Source organism: Paracidovorax oryzae ATCC 19882, from assembly GCF_000687165.1.
Taxonomy (GTDB): Bacteria; Pseudomonadota; Gammaproteobacteria; order Burkholderiales; family Burkholderiaceae_C; genus Paracidovorax; species Paracidovorax oryzae.
Map to the genome: position 1 here is coordinate 26561 of NZ_JMKU01000013.1, position 16139 is coordinate 42699.

The 16139-nt window shown below is 65.9% G+C and carries 15 protein-coding genes; 12 read left to right on the forward strand and 3 right to left on the reverse strand.

Features of this window, described 5'->3' with window-relative positions; genetic code table 11:
* Nucleotides 1-27: 27 nt before the first annotated feature.
* A complete protein-coding gene (gene trxC, locus T336_RS0112545; protein ID WP_019701605.1) occupies nt 28-483 on the reverse strand; it encodes a thioredoxin TrxC in 456 nt (151 codons plus the stop codon).
* 123 nt (nt 484-606) lie between these two features.
* Here trxC and otsB point away from each other — a divergent pair, with 123 nt between their 5' ends.
* Genes otsB through T336_RS0112565 form a run of 4 tightly spaced genes read left to right on the forward strand, consistent with a single transcriptional unit; the run spans nt 607 to nt 4982 of the window.
* Entirely contained in the window at nt 607-1344 is a 738-nt protein-coding gene (gene otsB / locus T336_RS0112550; RefSeq protein ID WP_026432800.1) for a trehalose-phosphatase, read from the forward strand.
* The gene (locus T336_RS0112555) at nt 1341-3281 is read left to right on the forward strand and encodes a glycoside hydrolase family 15 protein (protein WP_026432801.1); all 1941 of its coding nucleotides are present in this window, start codon (nt 1341-1343) and stop codon (nt 3279-3281) included. Before otsB ends, T336_RS0112555 begins: the two co-directional genes overlap by 4 nt.
* A 36-nt stretch (nt 3282-3317) precedes the next feature.
* A complete protein-coding gene (otsA, locus tag T336_RS0112560) occupies nt 3318-4697 on the forward strand; it encodes an alpha,alpha-trehalose-phosphate synthase (UDP-forming) (RefSeq protein ID WP_026432802.1) in 1380 nt (459 codons plus the stop codon).
* A 24-nt stretch (nt 4698-4721) separates the two neighbouring features.
* A complete protein-coding gene (locus T336_RS0112565; protein ID WP_026432803.1) occupies nt 4722-4982 on the forward strand; it encodes a helix-turn-helix domain-containing protein in 261 nt (86 codons plus the stop codon).
* 8 nt (nt 4983-4990) lie between these two features.
* Here the strand turns inward: T336_RS0112565 and T336_RS0112570 are convergent, their stop codons facing one another.
* On the reverse strand, nt 4991-5926 hold the full coding sequence (locus T336_RS0112570) for an ROK family protein (protein WP_026432804.1): 936 nt from the start codon (nt 5924-5926) through the stop codon (nt 4991-4993).
* Nucleotides 5927-6860: 934 nt separating this feature from the next.
* On the opposite strand from T336_RS0112570, the gene T336_RS27380 reads away from it, so the two are divergent.
* From T336_RS27380 to T336_RS25765, 8 genes are all read left to right on the forward strand, one after another.
* A complete protein-coding gene (locus T336_RS27380) occupies nt 6861-7100 on the forward strand; it encodes a cupin domain-containing protein (RefSeq protein ID WP_019701611.1) in 240 nt (79 codons plus the stop codon).
* A 25-nt stretch (nt 7101-7125) separates the two neighbouring features.
* The gene (locus tag T336_RS0112580; protein WP_020424863.1) at nt 7126-8097 is read left to right on the forward strand and encodes a 3-oxoacyl-[acyl-carrier-protein] synthase III C-terminal domain-containing protein; all 972 of its coding nucleotides are present in this window, start codon (nt 7126-7128) and stop codon (nt 8095-8097) included.
* Complete coding sequence (locus T336_RS0112585) at nt 8094-9800, forward strand: non-ribosomal peptide synthetase (RefSeq protein WP_026432806.1); 1707 nt, start codon at nt 8094-8096, stop codon at nt 9798-9800. Before T336_RS0112580 ends, T336_RS0112585 begins: the two co-directional genes overlap by 4 nt.
* A complete protein-coding gene (locus tag T336_RS0112590; protein ID WP_019701614.1) occupies nt 9797-10243 on the forward strand; it encodes a VOC family protein in 447 nt (148 codons plus the stop codon). The genes T336_RS0112585 and T336_RS0112590 overlap by 4 nt, the downstream gene beginning before the upstream one ends.
* A gap of 16 nt (nt 10244-10259) precedes the next feature.
* The gene (locus tag T336_RS0112595; RefSeq protein WP_019701615.1) at nt 10260-10718 is read left to right on the forward strand and encodes a GNAT family N-acetyltransferase; all 459 of its coding nucleotides are present in this window, start codon (nt 10260-10262) and stop codon (nt 10716-10718) included.
* 163 nt (nt 10719-10881) lie between these two features.
* Nucleotides 10882-12255, forward strand: a complete 1374-nt coding sequence (locus tag T336_RS0112600) for a lysine N(6)-hydroxylase/L-ornithine N(5)-oxygenase family protein (RefSeq protein ID WP_026432807.1) — start codon at nt 10882-10884, stop codon at nt 12253-12255.
* Entirely contained in the window at nt 12252-13661 is a 1410-nt protein-coding gene (locus T336_RS25760) for a diaminobutyrate--2-oxoglutarate transaminase family protein (protein ID WP_051647178.1), read from the forward strand. Before T336_RS0112600 ends, T336_RS25760 begins: the two co-directional genes overlap by 4 nt.
* On the forward strand, nt 13658-15124 hold the full coding sequence (locus tag T336_RS25765; RefSeq protein WP_084151421.1) for a pyridoxal phosphate-dependent decarboxylase family protein: 1467 nt from the start codon (nt 13658-13660) through the stop codon (nt 15122-15124). The genes T336_RS25760 and T336_RS25765 overlap by 4 nt, the downstream gene beginning before the upstream one ends.
* Here T336_RS25765 and T336_RS0112610 read toward each other — a convergent pair.
* Nucleotides 15112-16023, reverse strand: a complete 912-nt coding sequence (locus tag T336_RS0112610) for an amino acid ABC transporter substrate-binding protein (RefSeq protein ID WP_026432808.1) — start codon at nt 16021-16023, stop codon at nt 15112-15114. The genes T336_RS25765 and T336_RS0112610 overlap by 13 nt on opposite strands.
* Nucleotides 16024-16139: the final 116 nt, after the last annotated feature.

A 16139-nucleotide genomic window follows, 5' to 3' on the forward strand; every position in this document is an offset into this window, starting at 1 on the left:
CAGGCCCCGTCCACCGCCCCTGCGGCCTCAGCCCCCGCCGGCCGTCCGCACCCAGCGCGCGATGTCGTTGGCGCCCAGTGCGCCGGAGATGCGCGCGACCTCCCGCCCCTGGCGGAACATCACCATTGTCGGGATGCTGCGGATGCCCAGGCGCGCACCGATGGCGGGATGCGCCTCGGTATCGAGCTTCGCGAGCCGCACGCCCGGCCCGAGCGTCCGCGCCGCCTGCGCGAAGGCCGGGGCCATGGTGCGGCAGGGTCCGCACCAGGGCGCCCAGAAATCCACCACCACCGGAATGTGGCTGCGTTCGGTATGGCGCCCGAAGGAGGCATCGTCGAGCACCACGGGCTCGCCCGTGAAAAGGGGCTGGTGGCATTGCCCGCAGTCCGCCTCGACCGTGCCGGGCGGCGCGGACAGGCGCTCGGCCGCGATGCGGTTGGTGGTGTGGCAGTGCGGGCAGACGATGTGCAGGGATTCGGGCATGGCGGCAGATGCGCGGCGACACCCGTGTTTTCAAGCCGCGCCCGCAGCGGCTGCGGCACGCCTACAGGGCGCCTGCCTGGCCGCCTACAGGCTCGGCAGTGCCATCTGGTAAGGTATGCGCCAATGCAAAAGCCACCGTTGCTGACCGCGCGCCATGCGCTGTTTCTCGACTTCGACGGCACGCTTGCCGACATTGCACCGCACCCCGATGCGGTGCAGGTCCATCCTGGCGTGGTGCCGGCCCTGCGGGCCCTGCACGAACGCCTGGATGGCGCCCTGGCCATCGCCACGGGCCGCACGCAGGCCGATATCGACCACTTCCTCAGCCCCCTGCAGCTGCCGCTGGCCTGCGAACACGGAGCCCAGTACCGGATGGGCAACGGCGTCATCGGCGGCGTGCCGGCGCCCGACCTCGCCCCCGTGGTGCGCGCCGTGCAGCCGCTGCTGGACCGCTATCCCGCGCTGGTGCTGGAGCGCAAGAGCGCGGGCATGGCCCTGCACTACCGCCAGGCGGTGGAGCTGGAGCCGCTGTGCCGCGCGGCGCTCGAGCATGCGCTGGCGCAGGCGCCCGGCCTGGAAATCATGCAGGGCAAGTGCGTGCTGGAGATCAAGCCCTCCGGGCCGAACAAGGGCCGGGCGATCGCCGACTTCATGCGCCAGGCGCCCTTCGCGGGCCGCATCCCCGTGTTCGCGGGCGACGACGTGACCGATGAATACGGCTTCGATGCCGCACAGGCGCTCGGCGGCATCGGCATCAAGATCGGAGCCGGCGACACCCGTGCGCTGGCGCGCTGCGACGACACCACGGAGCTGCGCGAATGGTTGTTCCAGATGGCATCGCCGGAAGGGTTTCCCGCATGACTTCTCCCACCTCCGCCTCTCCTGCGCCGCCGCCCCCGGCATCCGCCGCCGCCGGCGCCGCCGCGGCCGCCGCGGCCAGCGCACCGCCCTTCGCCGACGGCAACCTCGGGCTATCGCACGACCCGCTGCCGCGCCCGCCGGGCTTCGCCGCGCCCGGGGAGGCCTCGCTGTCGCTCGGCATGGTGGGCAATTGCTCGGTCAGCGCGCTGGTGGATGCCAACGCCCACATCGTGTGGTGCTGCCTGCCGCGCTTCGACGGCGATCCTGTGTTCAACGCCCTCATTCAGCCCGGCGAACAGGGCAGCCGCTTCGCGATCGAACTGGAAGCCCAGGTCGAGAGCCGCCAGTGGTACGAGCCCAATACCGCGGTCCTGCGCACGCGCCTGACGGACCGGTCCGGCAACAGCATCGAAGTGACCGATTTCGCGCCGCGCTTCCACGCGCGTTCGCGCTTCTTCCGCCCGATGCTGCTGGTGCGGCGCATACGCCCGGTGCAGGGCTCGCCGCGCATCCGCGTGACGGCGAACGTGCGCTTCGGCTGGGGCAGCGAGAAACCCGGCATCACGCGCGGCAGCAACCACGTGCGCTTCGTGGGCGCGGACCAGACGCTGCGGCTGAACACCGACGCCCCGCTCTCGCATGTGCTCTCGGGCCAGCCGTTCGTTCTTTCGCGCGAATACAACTTCCTGCTGGGGGCGGACGAATCGCTGCCCTACGGCATCGCGGACACGGCCCGCTCCTACGAGCAGGAAACCGTCGCCTACTGGCGCCAGTGGACACAGCGCCTGGCGGTGCCGCTGGAATGGCAGGACGCCGTGATCCGCGCGGCGATCACGCTCAAGCTCTCGCTCTACGAGGACACGGGCGCGATCGTCGCGGCCATGACCACGAGCATCCCCGAGTCCGCCCACAGCGGCCGCAACTGGGACTACCGCTACTGCTGGCTGCGCGACGCATTCTTCGTGGTGCGCGCGCTCAACAGCCTGTCCGAGACGGCCACGATGGAGGACTACCTGCGCTGGCTGAGCAACGTGGTGGTGGAGACCAGCAGCGGCCACATCCAGCCGCTCTACGGCATCGGGCTGGAGCGCGAGCTGCCCGAGTATTTCGTGCCGCAGCTGGCCGGCTACCGCGGCATGGGCCCGGTGCGCGTGGGCAACCAGGCGGCGGAGCATTTCCAGCACGACGTTTACGGCAACATCGTGCTGGGTGCCGCCCAGGCCTTCCACGACCGGCGCCTGCTGCATCCCGCCGGGCCGGCCGAGTTCGCGCGCATGGAGCACATCGGCGAGCTGGCGGTGAAGGTGTACGGCACGCCGGACGCCGGCATGTGGGAGCTGCGCACGCGCGCGCGGGTGCATACCTCTTCCGCGCTCATGAGCTGGGCCGCGTGCGACCGCCTGGCCAAGATCGCCGACTCGCTGCAGCTGACCGACCGCGCCGGCTACTGGCACGGCCACGCACGGCGCATGAAGGACGAGATCCTGGAGAAGTCCTGGAGCGACAAGCGCCAGGCCTTCGCGGAAAGCTTCGGCGGCAGCGAGCTGGATGCCAGCGTGCTGCTCATGGCCGAGGTGGGCCTGATCGACCCGCGCGACCCGCGCTTCGTGAGCACGGTGGACGCCATGGAGCAGACGCTTTGCGACGGCCCCTACATGCGCCGCTACGAGGCCGCCGACGACTTCGGCAAGCCCGACACGGCCTTCAACATCTGCACGTTCTGGCGCATCGACGCCCTGGCGCGCATCGGCCGGCGCAGCCAGGCCCGCGAGATCTTCGAGGCCATGCTCGCCGCCCGCAACCCGCTGGGCCTGCTGTCGGAAGACACGCATGCGCAGACGGGCGAGATGTGGGGCAACTTCCCGCAGACCTATTCCATGGTGGGCATCATCAATGCCGCGATGCGCCTGTCGGCGCCCTGGGACAGCGTGATCTGACGGGCGGCCCCCTGGATTGAACAACAAGGAATTCCCATGAGCCGACTCGTCGTCATTTCCAACCGCATCGCCGATCCCCGCAAACCCGCCGCGGGGGGACTCGCCGTGGCCCTGGGCGAGACGCTGAGCCGCACGGGCGGCATGTGGTTCGGCTGGAGCGGCACCATCACCGAGGACGGCGTGCCCGGCGAGGGCAAGCTGCAGACGCGCCAGGCGGGAGGCGTGACGCTGGCCACGGTGGACCTGTGCCAGGAGGACCACGACAGCTACTACGCGGGCTACAGCAACAGCGTGCTGTGGCCGGTGTTCCACTACCGGCTGGACCTGGCCGATTTCAATGCGGGCTACATCGCGGGCTACCGGCGCGTGAACCAGATGTTCGCGCGCAAGCTGCTGCCGCTGCTGAAGGACGACGACATCCTCTGGGTGCACGACTACCACCTGATCCCGCTGGCGGCCGAACTGCGCGCGCTCGGATGCAGGCAGCGCATCGGCTTCTTCCTCCACATCCCGGTGCCGCCGCCGCTCATCATGGCCGCGATCCCGCAGCACGAATGGCTGATGCGCTCGCTGTTCGCCTACGACCTCGTGGGCCTGCAGAGCGAGGCGGACGTGTCCCACTTCACGCAGTACCTGAGGACCGAAGGCGGCGCCGAAAGCGTGGGCCCGCAGCGGCTGCGCGCCTTCGGCGGCACGGTGCAGGTGGGGGCCTTCCCGATCGGCATCGATGTGGACGAGTTCTCGCGCCTCACCGCCGCACCGGACGCCGTGCAGACCTACGAGGCGATGAAGAACGAGTATTCGCGGCGGCGCCTGCTGATGGGCATCGACCGGCTGGATTACTCCAAGGGCATTCCGCAGCGGGTGCGGGCGTTCCGCGAACTGCTGGCGCGCTATCCCGAGAACCAGCACAGCGCCACGCTCATCATGATCGCGTCCCCGACGCGCGACAGCGTGAACGCCTATGCCGACCTGCGGCACGAACTCGAGGGCCTGTGCGGGGCCATCAACGGCGACCACGGCGACCTGGACTGGATGCCCGTGCGCTACATCCACCGCACCGTGGCCCGCAAGCGCGTGCCCGGGCTGTGCCGGGCCTCGGCCGTGGGGCTGGTCACGCCGCTGCGCGACGGCATGAACCTCGTGGCCAAGGAATACGTGGCGGCACAGGATCCGGAAGACCCGGGCGTGCTCGTGCTCTCGCGTTTCGCGGGCGCGGCGGAGCAGATGAAGGAAGCGCTGCTGGTGAACCCCTACGACACCCAGGGCATGGCCGACTGCATCCAGACCGCGCTGCGCATGCCACTCGCGGAGCGCCAGCAGCGCCACCGGGCCCTGATGGAGCGCATCCGCCGGCACGACATCCACTGGTGGCGGCGCACCTTCCTGGACGCCCTGGAAAAGGCGCAGGACTGAGCCGCCACGCGGCACAATGCGCGCATGGCCCAAGGCAAACGCATCTCCGTGGACATCTCCGAGGACGCCCTGCAGGCGATCCGCGCCCTCGGCGCGGCGGCGAAGCAGGCGCGACTGGCGGCAGGTGACGGCCAGGCCGCGGCCGCCGCGCGGCTCGGGGTGCATGTGCAGACGATCGGCCGGATCGAATCCGGCGAACCCGGTGTCGCCATCGGGCACGTCATGGGCCTGCTGGCGCTCTACGGGGTCGCCGTCGCCGCAAGCACTCCGGCCGCCGGGCCCTGAGCCTGCGCTCAGCCGGCCATGGCGAGCGCCGCGTAATCCCCGATCTGGAGCCCCAGGCCGGCCGGCACCACCTGCACGCCGCCGGTGAGCGCGGGCAGGTGGCCCGACACTTCCGCCTGCAGGCGGGGCAGCAGGAAATCCTGGTGGTGCAGGAACACGCTCCCGCCGACGCTGATGCGCTGCAGGTCCAGGATGGCGACAAGGTTGTAGAGCATGCGGCCGAGCACGCGGCACATCTGTGCCACGGCCTCGGCGGCGGCGGCGTCGCCCTCGCGCGCGGCACCGATCAGGCCGCCGGCATCGCGGCCCCAGCGGCGCGGGATGGCATTGCCCGCCACCAGCGACTCCACGTCGCCCACGTTGCCGCAGCCGCAGGTGGCCTCCGGCGGACCGTCGCTGGAAAAGCTGTGGCCCGCATGCCCCGCGTTGCCGTTCTTGCCGCGCAGTACGCTGCCGTCCACGCACAGGCCCACGCCGACGCCGGTGCTCCAGGTGACGTAGGCGCAGTGGTCCTGCCCCTGCAGCGCACCCCAGCGGCGTTCGGCCACCAGGGCCGCCACGGCGTCGTTCTGCACGTTCACGCGGCCCAGCACCTCGGCCAGCGGGGCCTGCAGCGGGATGCGCGTCCAGTCGTTGGGCAGCAGGCTGCGGTCGGCCCCGGGCAGTCCTCCGCAGATGTTGGGGGTGGAGACCTCGACCATGCCGTCCTGCAGGACGAAGGGCCCGCAACTCGCCACGCCGGTGGACTGCAGTTGCGCACGCGATATGCCGGCCTCGGAACAGGCCTCGTCCACCATGCGCAGGCACTGGCGCGCGAGCGCGTCGGGCGGCCCTTCCTTCACGGTCGGCTCGCTGCGCCGCGCCACGAGCGCGGCCCGGTCCGTTCCCGCGGGCGCCAGCGCCACCGCGACCTTCGTTCCCCCTATGTCGATACAAGCTCTCATCGCCACCTCGGTCGATCGGAAAAGGCGCCGCGCCATGCCGGCGCGCGCCGCGAAACATCGAGCCGGCAGTATGGATGCAACCGGCGTGTCTGCAGTGTAGGCCGGGGGCGCCGGAGGCCCGGAATGCCACCCCCATCGAAGCGCAAGGACCGGAGATCACGCGGACTGCCAGCCACAGGCTGATCCTCCCCCGGTTTCCTGCGAGTCCCCTGCGCAATCAGGCGGTGCTTGCTTTATGACTCCTGGACTGCGTGCATGCCGCGCCAAATATTTACTTCCAAATTATTTTTATATTAAATCAATATTATTATTATTGTCACCAAGACGACAGTCCCATTTTTCCGTTGTATTCTCAGGCTGCAAGAGATGACAGCGGATCCACACCGACCACTCCGATATTTTCGATTCGCCGCGATAGGCACCTACGTGCTTCCAACAACTAATTCTGCTTCCTGATTCAACAGGCGCTCCAGCCATGAATACTGCCGTCGCCCATCCTGAACCGGCAATTCACTGACCCACCCGATACCCGACATCAAAAGCTTTGGCGGTTATTTTCCGAATTTCCCCCATTGCCCGGTGATTTCTGGAATCCTGATCCGGAAATCTCCCAAACCTCCCGCACATGTACTCAATTCAATCCCGCCTTGGCACGGTGACGCACCTGTTTCTTGTTTGTTCATCCCTGGCGGGATCGCCCGCGGCCATGGCCGCGAATTCCGGGATACCGGTCCGCTTGGCCGTAGGAACCAAGGCAGCGCCCCCCTCCTCCCCGGCAGCGGCACCGGATTCACGCCCGGTTGTACTGGTTTCGAAGTCCGTACCCGCCACGGCCCGTACCGTCAAGGCTTCAGACAGGGACCCGCACTACATCACACGGCACGGCACGCACTTCACATACAGGTGCCATGTTCCCTACACCCTTCCCGGCCAGGTGGCAGCCATCGAGGTCTGCGAAATCGAGCCGGTGGATCTGGAAATCCTGTCGTGGCCGGAAACCGAGGTGATCCACATCATTCAGGGCATGGTGACCGTCACCGGAACGGATGGCTTGGGCAAGACCTATTCGGCAGGAGACATCTTCGTGCTGCCCCAAGGATTCAAGGGTACGTGGAGCCAGACCCGGAAGCTCCTCAAGGTCGCGGTACGGCAGCCACTGTATTGGAAGGAATGAAGGTGCCCTACCAGGAAGCAGCAACATGACGGCGGTTCGTTCACACGACGCTGTCGCACGCACGCCCGTCCATATCGGAGCGGCCTGCTATGCGGCGGGACCTCTGGTGCCCCTCGAAGAAGCGATCAGCGACGAGGCCATGCGGGCAAGGCTGCGCAATCCGAACCACGGTTCAGATACGTTCCCCCAATGGGACCACGACATCGCTGATCTGGCGGAATCTGCCATCACTCAGTGCATGGCATCGGCCGGCAGGCAGGCATCGCAGATCGATGCCGTCTTCCTCACATCCAACGGGCTGGACGCCCGGAACAACCTGGACGGTAGCTGGCTGGGCGTGCTGGATGCCCGGCTGGGCCTTTGCCATGCTCCGCACTACCAGTTGGGCATGGCTGGATGCGCAGGCTTCCACTGGGCGGCGAAGCTCGCAACGGGCCTGATCGAATCGGGACAGTGCGATCACATCCTTGTCGCCAGTTTCGACAAGGCACAGGACGGATTGCAGCGCCTGTATGCGGAGAACCCGGACTTCCCCTATCTCACCGGCGATGCGGCCGCGGCATGCATCTTCAGCAGCTCTCCGGCATCACTGGATTACCGGCTGGTCGGGCGCGTCATCAACAAGTGGGATGGACGGCAAGCCATCCGGACGTCCCTCGAAGAAGAAGTCCGCTGCATCGCCCGCCTTATCGACGAGGCCCTCGAAAGCGCGGCGATGCGCGCCGAAGAGATAGACCTGCTCATCTCCAACAATTATTCGCTCGACATCAGCCGCCTCTACTGCCAGATCGCCGGGCTGGACTATGCGAAGGCATTCACGCGCACCATCGCCAGCCACGCGCATTGTTTCGGCTCGGACAACCTCATCAACCTCCACCACGCCGGTCGCCTGGCAGGGGTCGGCGCAGGCCAGAAAACCATGCTTTTCAGTGCCGGACCGTTCCAGTGGGGCGCCTGCCTGCTCGAAAGAACCAGTGTTTTCGGGGAGGGTGCATGACCAGTGTGATGCACCGGCTCTCGGAAATCGTGCGCCGGCAGCCGCAAGCTGCGGCGCTCATCTCCGATGCACAAACGCTCAGCTACCAGGACCTGGGCCTGCGCATCGCGCAAATCGCCCGGTCGATCGACGCCTGGTTCCAGACGCACCTCGGCCGCGAAGCGGGCAGCGGCGACGCCATCGGCATCTGCATGGGAAAGAGCACCGATCTCTATGCGTCGATCCTGGCCATCCTCGCCACGGGCGCGAGCTATGTTCCTGTCGATCCCTCGCTCCCTGCGCAATTGCAGGCGCACATCCTGGAAACCTGCAACTGCAGGCTGGTTCTGGCGGCGCCCGGCACCCGGCTCCCGGTCTCCGGGGTATGCGTTGCTCCGCCCGGCGAGGCCGCCGGCAGCCATCCATCGCAGTCCGCAGCGTGGGCATTCCCATGCCGAGCAACGGGGCGGGACCGCTGCTACACCATCTTCACGTCCGGATCCACCGGACGCCCGAAAGGCGTGCAGATCCGGCACGACGGCGTACTGCACCTCGTCGACTGGGTGCTCCGCGAGATAGCGCCGAAGGCATGCCACCGGGTACTGCAGTACTCCACGATCAACTTCGACGCCTCGGTGCTGGACATTTTCCCCGCGCTCCTGGCAGGTGCCACCCTCTGCATTCCCCGCGATGACCAGCGGCTGTCCGCCACCGCGCTTGCGGAGTTCTGCGCGCGCCACGGGATCCATCAGGCGTTCCTGCCGCCAGCCATGCTCTCCGTGCTCGACCCGCAGCAGTTCCCGGCACTGGAGACCCTGCTCACGGGCGGAGAAGCCTGCAGTCCTGCGGTAATCCAGGCGTGGGCGGCGGAGCGTCGGTTCTACAACCTCTACGGCCCCACGGAGTGCACTGTCCTCGTGGCGTTCAAGCGCATGGAGGCATGCCAGGCGCGGACCAACATCGGGCAGGCTATCGACGGCGCACGGTTGCATGTCCTGGATGAACAGATGCAGCCGGCAGTTCGGGGAGAACTGCACGTCGCCGGCCCGATGGTGTCACCGGGGTACATGGGTGACTCTCTGGCGACCGCGCGGAAGTTCGTCCTTTGCCCCGAAGTGGATGAAGGCCGCCTCTACAAGACCGGAGACATCGTCGAACGGGATGCCCACGGCGACCTTCATTTCCTGGGCCGTCTGGATCGGCAGGTGAAGGTCCGCGGATTTCGCGTGGAGCTCGAGGAAATCGAAGGCGCCCTGGTGCAGTCGGGGTGTCTGCAGGCGGCGGTCAGGCTATCGCCGCAGGGGCAGCTGGTCGCCTATGTCGCACTGCCCCCGCAGACAGGGCTGGACGCACTGCGCCAGCAGCTTGCTCAGCATTTGAGCGACTACAAGATACCGCAGTGCTTCATCCCGATGCAGCAGCTTCCCCTCAAGGTCAACGGCAAAGTGGATTTCGATGCCCTGCCAGCCACCGCGCCACGGGATGCGGCAGTGGCTTCCAGCCGGCCCTGCGAGCCCATTCTCTCCCTTTGGGAGGAAATCCTGGATCTCCCGCAGGGCTCGCTGGATGCCCATTCCGACTTCCAGGAGGTCGGCGGGACCTCCATCAAGGCGATCCGCCTGCTGAGCGCCATCGAGGAACGCTTCGGAACGCGCATCCGGTTCTCGGAGTTCCTCGAGAACCCCACGCCCCATTTTCTGTACAACGCGATACCTCATCCATGACGACGCCCCTGCTTCCCCAGTTGAACCACATTGGCCTGACAGTCCACAGCATCGCGGACACGATTGCCTTCTATCGACAGATCACGACGGTCGAAATCTACGAGGAGCCGGTCCACATCAGCGGCGACGGGGTGGGGCAGATCATCCGGGTCGAGAAGCCGGACTACCACTCGTGCATGGCCCGTATCGGCCAGCGCAACTTCGAACTCATCGAACACCACACCTCCAAGGGGCGGCATCTCCTGGCATCCCACAGCGACGTCTGCGGTATCCATCTCGCGTTCATGGTCGAGGACATCGAAGGCGTTTTCCAACGGGTGAAGGCGCTGGGCATCGATCCCACCACGCCGGAGCCCTACACGGCCCACGAACTGGGAGGCTACAAGGCATTTTTCTTCCGGGACCTCAATGGTGTGCAGGTCGAAATCGGACAAGTCCACTAACCCCCACGGAATCAACATGCAAGTCATCCAATGCACCCTGGAACAACTCGATGTTCTGGCAGGCCTGTTCAACGACTACCGGATCTTCTACGAACAGGAAGACGACCTCGCGGCCTCCCGCGCCTTCATCCAGGCCAACCTCGAGAAAGAACGCTCGAAGATCTTCCTGCTGCTCGACGGGGACCGCAAGCCCGTCGGCTTCTCGCAGCTCTACCCGGCCACCTGCTCTCTGGCCATGCGGCCCTATTACTACCTCTCGGATCTCTACGTCGCCAAGGCCGCGCGGCAGAAAGGGTACGCGCGATACCTGATGAACTACATCACCGACCACTTCGCGCGCGAAGGCGCCCAGCGGTTGACGCTGGACACCGCCACGACCAACCAGATCGCCCAGCGCCTGTACGAATCCCTGGGATATGAGCGGGAGGAGGTCTATATCACCTATCACCAGATGCTCAAGCGCCCGGCCGCGTAAGCATCCCGCACCCGCAAGGGGCGCTGGTTGCCTCCCGTGCTCCAGCAGGTAAAGCCAGGTGAGAAGACGGCGAGGATTCGCCGGCCCTTCAGCCAGCGGCCAGTGCAGGTTATTGCGCGGGCTGCGGCAATCAAACACGAATTGCAGATGCACAGGAAGTGCCATGAATACGAGCGATGGGCAAGAAGCCGAAGACATACTCGACCTCATCGGGATCGGCATAGGTCCGTTCAATCTGGGTCTGGCAGCACTGCTGCACCCCATCGATGCCGTGAAGGCGAGATTTTTTGACACCAGGGACACCTTCGTCTGGCATGAAGGACTGCTGCTGGATAACTGCTACCTCCAGGTTCCTTTCATGGCAGACCTGGTGACCATGGTCGATCCCACCAGCCCCTTCAGCTTCCTCAACTACCTGAAGGAGCACGGGCGCCTCTACCCGTTCTACTTCTACGAGAGATTCCACATCGCCCGCACGGAGTACAGCAGGTACTGCCGCTGGGTTGCCGAACAGCTCTGCAGCCTGCGGTTCTCGATGGAAGTCGTGGACATCGAGGCACGGGATTCGCTGTTTCGCGTGACGGTAAGGAACACGGCGACCCGGGCACTCTCGAGGCATCTCGCGAAGAACATCGTCCTGGGCGTGGGAACGGTACCTTCGACGCCGGACGCACTGTCGACCCTGCTGAACGGTACGGACTTCATCCACTCGTCGCAGTACGCCTTCGCCAGGCCCCATCTGCATGCGAAGCGGAGCATCACGGTCATAGGGGGCGGGCAAAGCGCCGCGGAATGCTTCCTGGACCTGCTGGAAGGCCAGAAGCAGTTCGGATACGAACTGAACTGGCTCACCCGTGGCAGCGGCTTTCTCCCGATGGAGTACTCGAAGCTGGGACTGGAGCATTTCTCGCCGGACTACATCGAGCATTTTTTCGGCCTGCAGGAGGCGAAGCGCAAGGAAATACTCTCGAAGCAGGGCCACTGGTACAAGGGCATCTCGTTCAGCACCATCGCGGCCATCTACGACCGCATGTACGAGCGATCGGCGGACGGCGCGGAAACGGGCGTCGTCCTGCAGGCCCGAAGCGAGCTCCTGACAGCATCCGGCACCCGCCAGGGCTGGAAGCTTTCATTCCGGCACCTCGATCTGCAGGAAAATTTCGACCTCCATACCGAGGCCGTGGTGCTGGGGTCGGGCTACCGGTATGTGTTCCCCCCCTGCATGGACAGCCTCAGGCCCTTGCTCGCCCTTGACGGGCAAGGTCGCCCGGTCGTGCGGCGCGACTACACGCTGGAGGCCAGGTGGACCGGTCCCGGCCGGATCTTCGTTCAGAACGCTGAAATGCACACCCACGGTATCGCCGCTCCGGACCTCGGACTCGGCGCCCATCGCAATGCCGCCATCGTCAACGGCCTGCTGGGGTTCGCGCGCTACCCCACATCCCACAAAACCGCATTCCAGACCTTCGGCATCGATGATCGATGGAAGAACGAAGCCGCCAGCCGGCAGGCCACCATGGCAGGCACAGCATCATGAACAGACCTCTCGATTTCACCCTCCCTGCGCCGCAGGACATCGGAGGCCCCCTTGACCCCACTCCTCAGCGCCGGTTCCCGCAGGGATTGGAACTGAGGAACCAGGAGCGCCTGGAATCGGAGGTGCGGTCCTACCCGCGGCGCTTTCCCATGGCAATCCGCAGGGCCCAGGGAGCCATCGTCGAGGACACGCTGGGCCAGCGCTATCTGGATTGCCTGGCTGGAGCCGGAGCGCTGGCACTCGGGCACAACCACCCCGAGGTAACGGGAGCGGTGGTGGCGGCGATCCAGTCGGGCATTCCCCAGCAGGCCCTTGACGTGGCGACACCGTCCAAGGACGCGCTCATGCAGGAGATCATGGGATTTCTTCCTGCCAGCTTCGCCCGGGACTCCTGCATCCAGTTCTGCGGTCCTTCGGGATCGGACGCCGTGGAGGCTGCCATCAAGCTGGCGAAGCAATACACGGGACGCCACAACATCGCCGCGTTCCATGGCGCCTACCACGGCATGACGAACGGTGCGCAGGCCCTGATGGGCAACCTGGGCGCGAAGCAGCGGCGTACCGGGCTGATGCCCGATGTGCATTTCTTCCCATTTCCCTACGGCCTGCGCTGCAAGTTCGGCCTCGGCGGAGAGGCCGGTGAACGGGCATCGATCAGATACATCGAATCCGTGCTGCACGACCAGGAAAGCGGAATGGTCAAACCCGCCGCCATGATCCTGGAACCCATTCAGGGCGAAGGAGGGGTTCTACCGGCCTCGGACTATTGGTTGCGGGAGATCCGACGCATCACATCCGAACTGGGTATCGTCCTCATCTTCGACGAAATCCAGTGCGGAGTCGCTCGCTCCGGACGCCACTTCGCTTTCGAACACGCAGGCGTGGAACCGGACATCCTCGTGCTGTCGAAGGCTGTCGGTGGCGGGCTCCCCCTTTCGTGCCTGGTGTTCAAGAAGCGGTTCGACAACTGGACCCCGGGGGAGCACGCGGGCACCTTCCGGGGCACCCAGTGGGCCATGGTTGCCGGCACCAGAACATTGCAGATCATCCAGCGCGATGGCTTGGCCCTGAATGCGGACCGCATGGGAGCCAGCCTGGGCGCCAGGCTGGCAGCGCTACGGCAGGACCATCCGTGTATTGCGGAAGTCCGCGGCAAGGGTTTGATGCTGGGCCTTGAAATCGTCGACCCGAAACGCGTGGATGCGCTGGGTCAGCCGCTTGCCGACGGGCAGCGCGCGGCCCGGATTCAGGCCGCAGCCTTGCGGCATGGCCTGATGATAGAGAAGGGTGGACGGCATGGCGCGGTCTTGCGCTTTCTCCCCCCCCTGAACATCACGGATGATCAGATCGATTTCGCGGCCCGGGCCTTCACACACGCCATGCAGGCCACGGAGCAGGCACGGTGACGGAATCGTGGAAAGAGCACTTCATCCGGACGGGCTGCGGGGGTGCTGATCGTTATCGTGCCGTGATGGCGACCTGCGTGGAGGAACTGTCGAGTCTTTTCGAGTCGGCGACGCGCCCCTATTCGGGCAGGGAGCCGTCCGATCTGCGCGGGCAGGTCTTCCGGCGTGACCTCGGAGTGCAAGCGGTAGCACCGCTGGAGCAGGTGATCCGGGAAGTGCGCCAGGACATCGCTGCGCATGCAATCATCGTCCAGCATCCGCATTGCATCGCCCACCTGCACACGCCACCACTCCTGAGCGGCATCGCTGCGGAAAGCTTCATCGCGGCACAGAACCTTTCGATGGATTCCTGGGACCAATCGGGCTCTGCCACTTTTGTCGAGCAGCGGGTCGTGGAACACCTCTGCACACTGTTCGGATATCCCCCCGGGGCGGACGGTGTGTTTACCAGCGGAGGCACCCAGGGCAACATCATGGCCCTGCTCACGGCGCGGGACTGGTTCCTGTGGACGCACCACGGGCATCAGGCCAGGCGTGACGGCATGCCCGATTTTTTCCCCAGGCTGAGGATCATCGCCTCGGCCAAGAGCCACTTCACGGTGGACAAGGCAGCTTTCATCATGGGGCTGGGACAGCGCGGCGTGGTGAAGGTGCGAACCGGAAACGATGGCGCCATCGACATGGACGAGTTGGCATCAACGGTCGAGTCGCTGCGGCAGGAGGGCCTGCTCCCCTTCGCCGTGGTGGGAACGGCGGGCACCACGGACCATGGCGCCATCGACGATCTGCAGCGCATCGGCGAAATCTCCCGGGCGCACGGCTTATGGTTCCATGTGGATGGCGCCTACGGCTCTGCCCTGGTGCTGGGCCGCCACAGGCACCGGCTTGCCGGTATCGAGCAGGCCGATTCGATGGTGGCCGACTTCCACAAGCTGTGGTTTCAGCCCGTGAGTTGCGGGGCCCTGCTGTTCCGCGAAGGGGAACGCTTCAGGCACCTGCTCTACCAGGCCGAATACCTCAACCGCGAGACCGATGATCTTCCCAACCTCGTGGACAAGACGATCTCCACGACGAGACGCTTCGACGCCTTGAAGGTCTACATGATGCTCCGGGCGGTCGGCACCGAAGTGCTGGGAGAGATGATCGACCACCTGCTTGGACAGGCGCGCGAGGTCGCCGAGGCCATACGGCGCCGCAGCATGTTCGAGCTTCTGGCCGAGCCGAGCCTGACAACGATTCTTTTCAGGTACACCGGCCCCGTGCCCGGTACTGATATCGACGCTTTCAACCGCAGGCTTCGCGCCGGACTTCTCAAGCACGGCATAGCCGTACTGGGGGAGACGACTGTCCAGCAGCGCGCTGCGCTGAAGCTGACCCTGCTGAACCCCTGCCTTGCCGCGGAGGACTTCGACAGCCTCCTGGACAACATTGCCGCCTTCGCAGCCCGCGACTACAGCGAGTAGCCGAGCATCATCGCCACACCCGCCTCCTTGTTGGGGCGGCTGAAACCCTCGCGCGTCAGGCGGCCCACCGGGATGGAGATCTGGTCGTTCAGGAACCACTTCTTGTAGATGGGATCGATCTCGCGGCTGGTGTAGAGCTTGCCGAGCGTGCGGTCCACCACGGCCATGAGCGCGGTGTCGCTCTTGCGCACCATGATGGCGTAGGGCTCCACGGACAGCACGAAGTTGCTGAGTGCCAGGGCATCCTGCGCCTTGTTGCGGGCCACCAGGCCGAGCAGCAGCGAATCATCCTGGGCGAACGCCTTCACCGTGCCGGCGCGCAGGGCCTTGAACGCCTCGTCGTTGTTGTCGAAGACCTTGACCGTGGCCTTCACCTCGTTCGCCGTGAGCTGGGTGAGCAGCTTCTCGGAGGTGGAGCCCTTGCTCACGGCCACCGTCATGCCGGCGAGGTCCTGCACCGTGTCGGCCTTGGTGCCCTTGGGCACGAGCACGCGGATGCCCGCCACGAACATGGTGGGGCCGAACGCCACCCGCTCCTGCCGCGCCTTGGTGTTGGTGGTGGAGCCGCATTCCAGGTCGATCTCCCCCGCTTCCAGCTTCGGGATGCGCTCGGCGGCGCTCACCGTGCGGTACTTGACCTCCAGGTCCTTGAGCTTGAGCGTGTTCTTGATGTCCTCGACCACCGCCTGGCACAGGTCCACCGAATAGCCGGCCGCCTTGCCGCCGTTCTGGGCGTCCACGAACGAGAAGGGCCAGGCCGATTCGCGCACCCCCAGGGTGATGGTGCGGGTCTGCTGGATGCGGGCCATCGTGTCGGCAGGCGCCTGGGCCAGGACGGGAGCGGAAAGGATGGAGAAGGCCGCGGCGAGCGCCAGCAGCCGGAAAGAGCGGCGGATCATGGGAAAGGACCGGATCGAGGAGGAGGAGGAGAAAGGGAAGGGAAAGGGACGGTGGCAAAAAGCGAGGCAATCACTGTGCCAGGGGAAAACGCCGTGCATGTGACGCCCTCGCCCGT

Coding starts and splice junctions, on each gene's coding strand:
- trxC (WP_019701605.1), bottom strand. CDS start 483: ATGCCCGAATCCCTGCACATCGTCTGCCCGCACTGCCACACCACCAAC.
- otsB (WP_026432800.1), top strand. CDS start 607: ATGCAAAAGCCACCGTTGCTGACCGCGCGCCATGCGCTGTTTCTCGAC.
- T336_RS0112555 (WP_026432801.1), top strand. CDS start 1,341: ATGACTTCTCCCACCTCCGCCTCTCCTGCGCCGCCGCCCCCGGCATCC.
- otsA (WP_026432802.1), top strand. CDS start 3,318: ATGAGCCGACTCGTCGTCATTTCCAACCGCATCGCCGATCCCCGCAAA.
- T336_RS0112565 (WP_026432803.1), top strand. CDS start 4,722: ATGGCCCAAGGCAAACGCATCTCCGTGGACATCTCCGAGGACGCCCTG.
- T336_RS0112570 (WP_026432804.1), bottom strand. CDS start 5,926: ATGAGAGCTTGTATCGACATAGGGGGAACGAAGGTCGCGGTGGCGCTG.
- T336_RS0112580 (WP_020424863.1), top strand. CDS start 7,126: ATGACGGCGGTTCGTTCACACGACGCTGTCGCACGCACGCCCGTCCAT.
- T336_RS0112585 (WP_026432806.1), top strand. CDS start 8,094: ATGACCAGTGTGATGCACCGGCTCTCGGAAATCGTGCGCCGGCAGCCG.
- T336_RS0112590 (WP_019701614.1), top strand. CDS start 9,797: ATGACGACGCCCCTGCTTCCCCAGTTGAACCACATTGGCCTGACAGTC.
- T336_RS0112595 (WP_019701615.1), top strand. CDS start 10,260: ATGCAAGTCATCCAATGCACCCTGGAACAACTCGATGTTCTGGCAGGC.
- T336_RS0112600 (WP_026432807.1), top strand. CDS start 10,882: ATGAATACGAGCGATGGGCAAGAAGCCGAAGACATACTCGACCTCATC.
- T336_RS25760 (WP_051647178.1), top strand. CDS start 12,252: ATGAACAGACCTCTCGATTTCACCCTCCCTGCGCCGCAGGACATCGGA.
- T336_RS0112610 (WP_026432808.1), bottom strand. CDS start 16,023: ATGATCCGCCGCTCTTTCCGGCTGCTGGCGCTCGCCGCGGCCTTCTCC.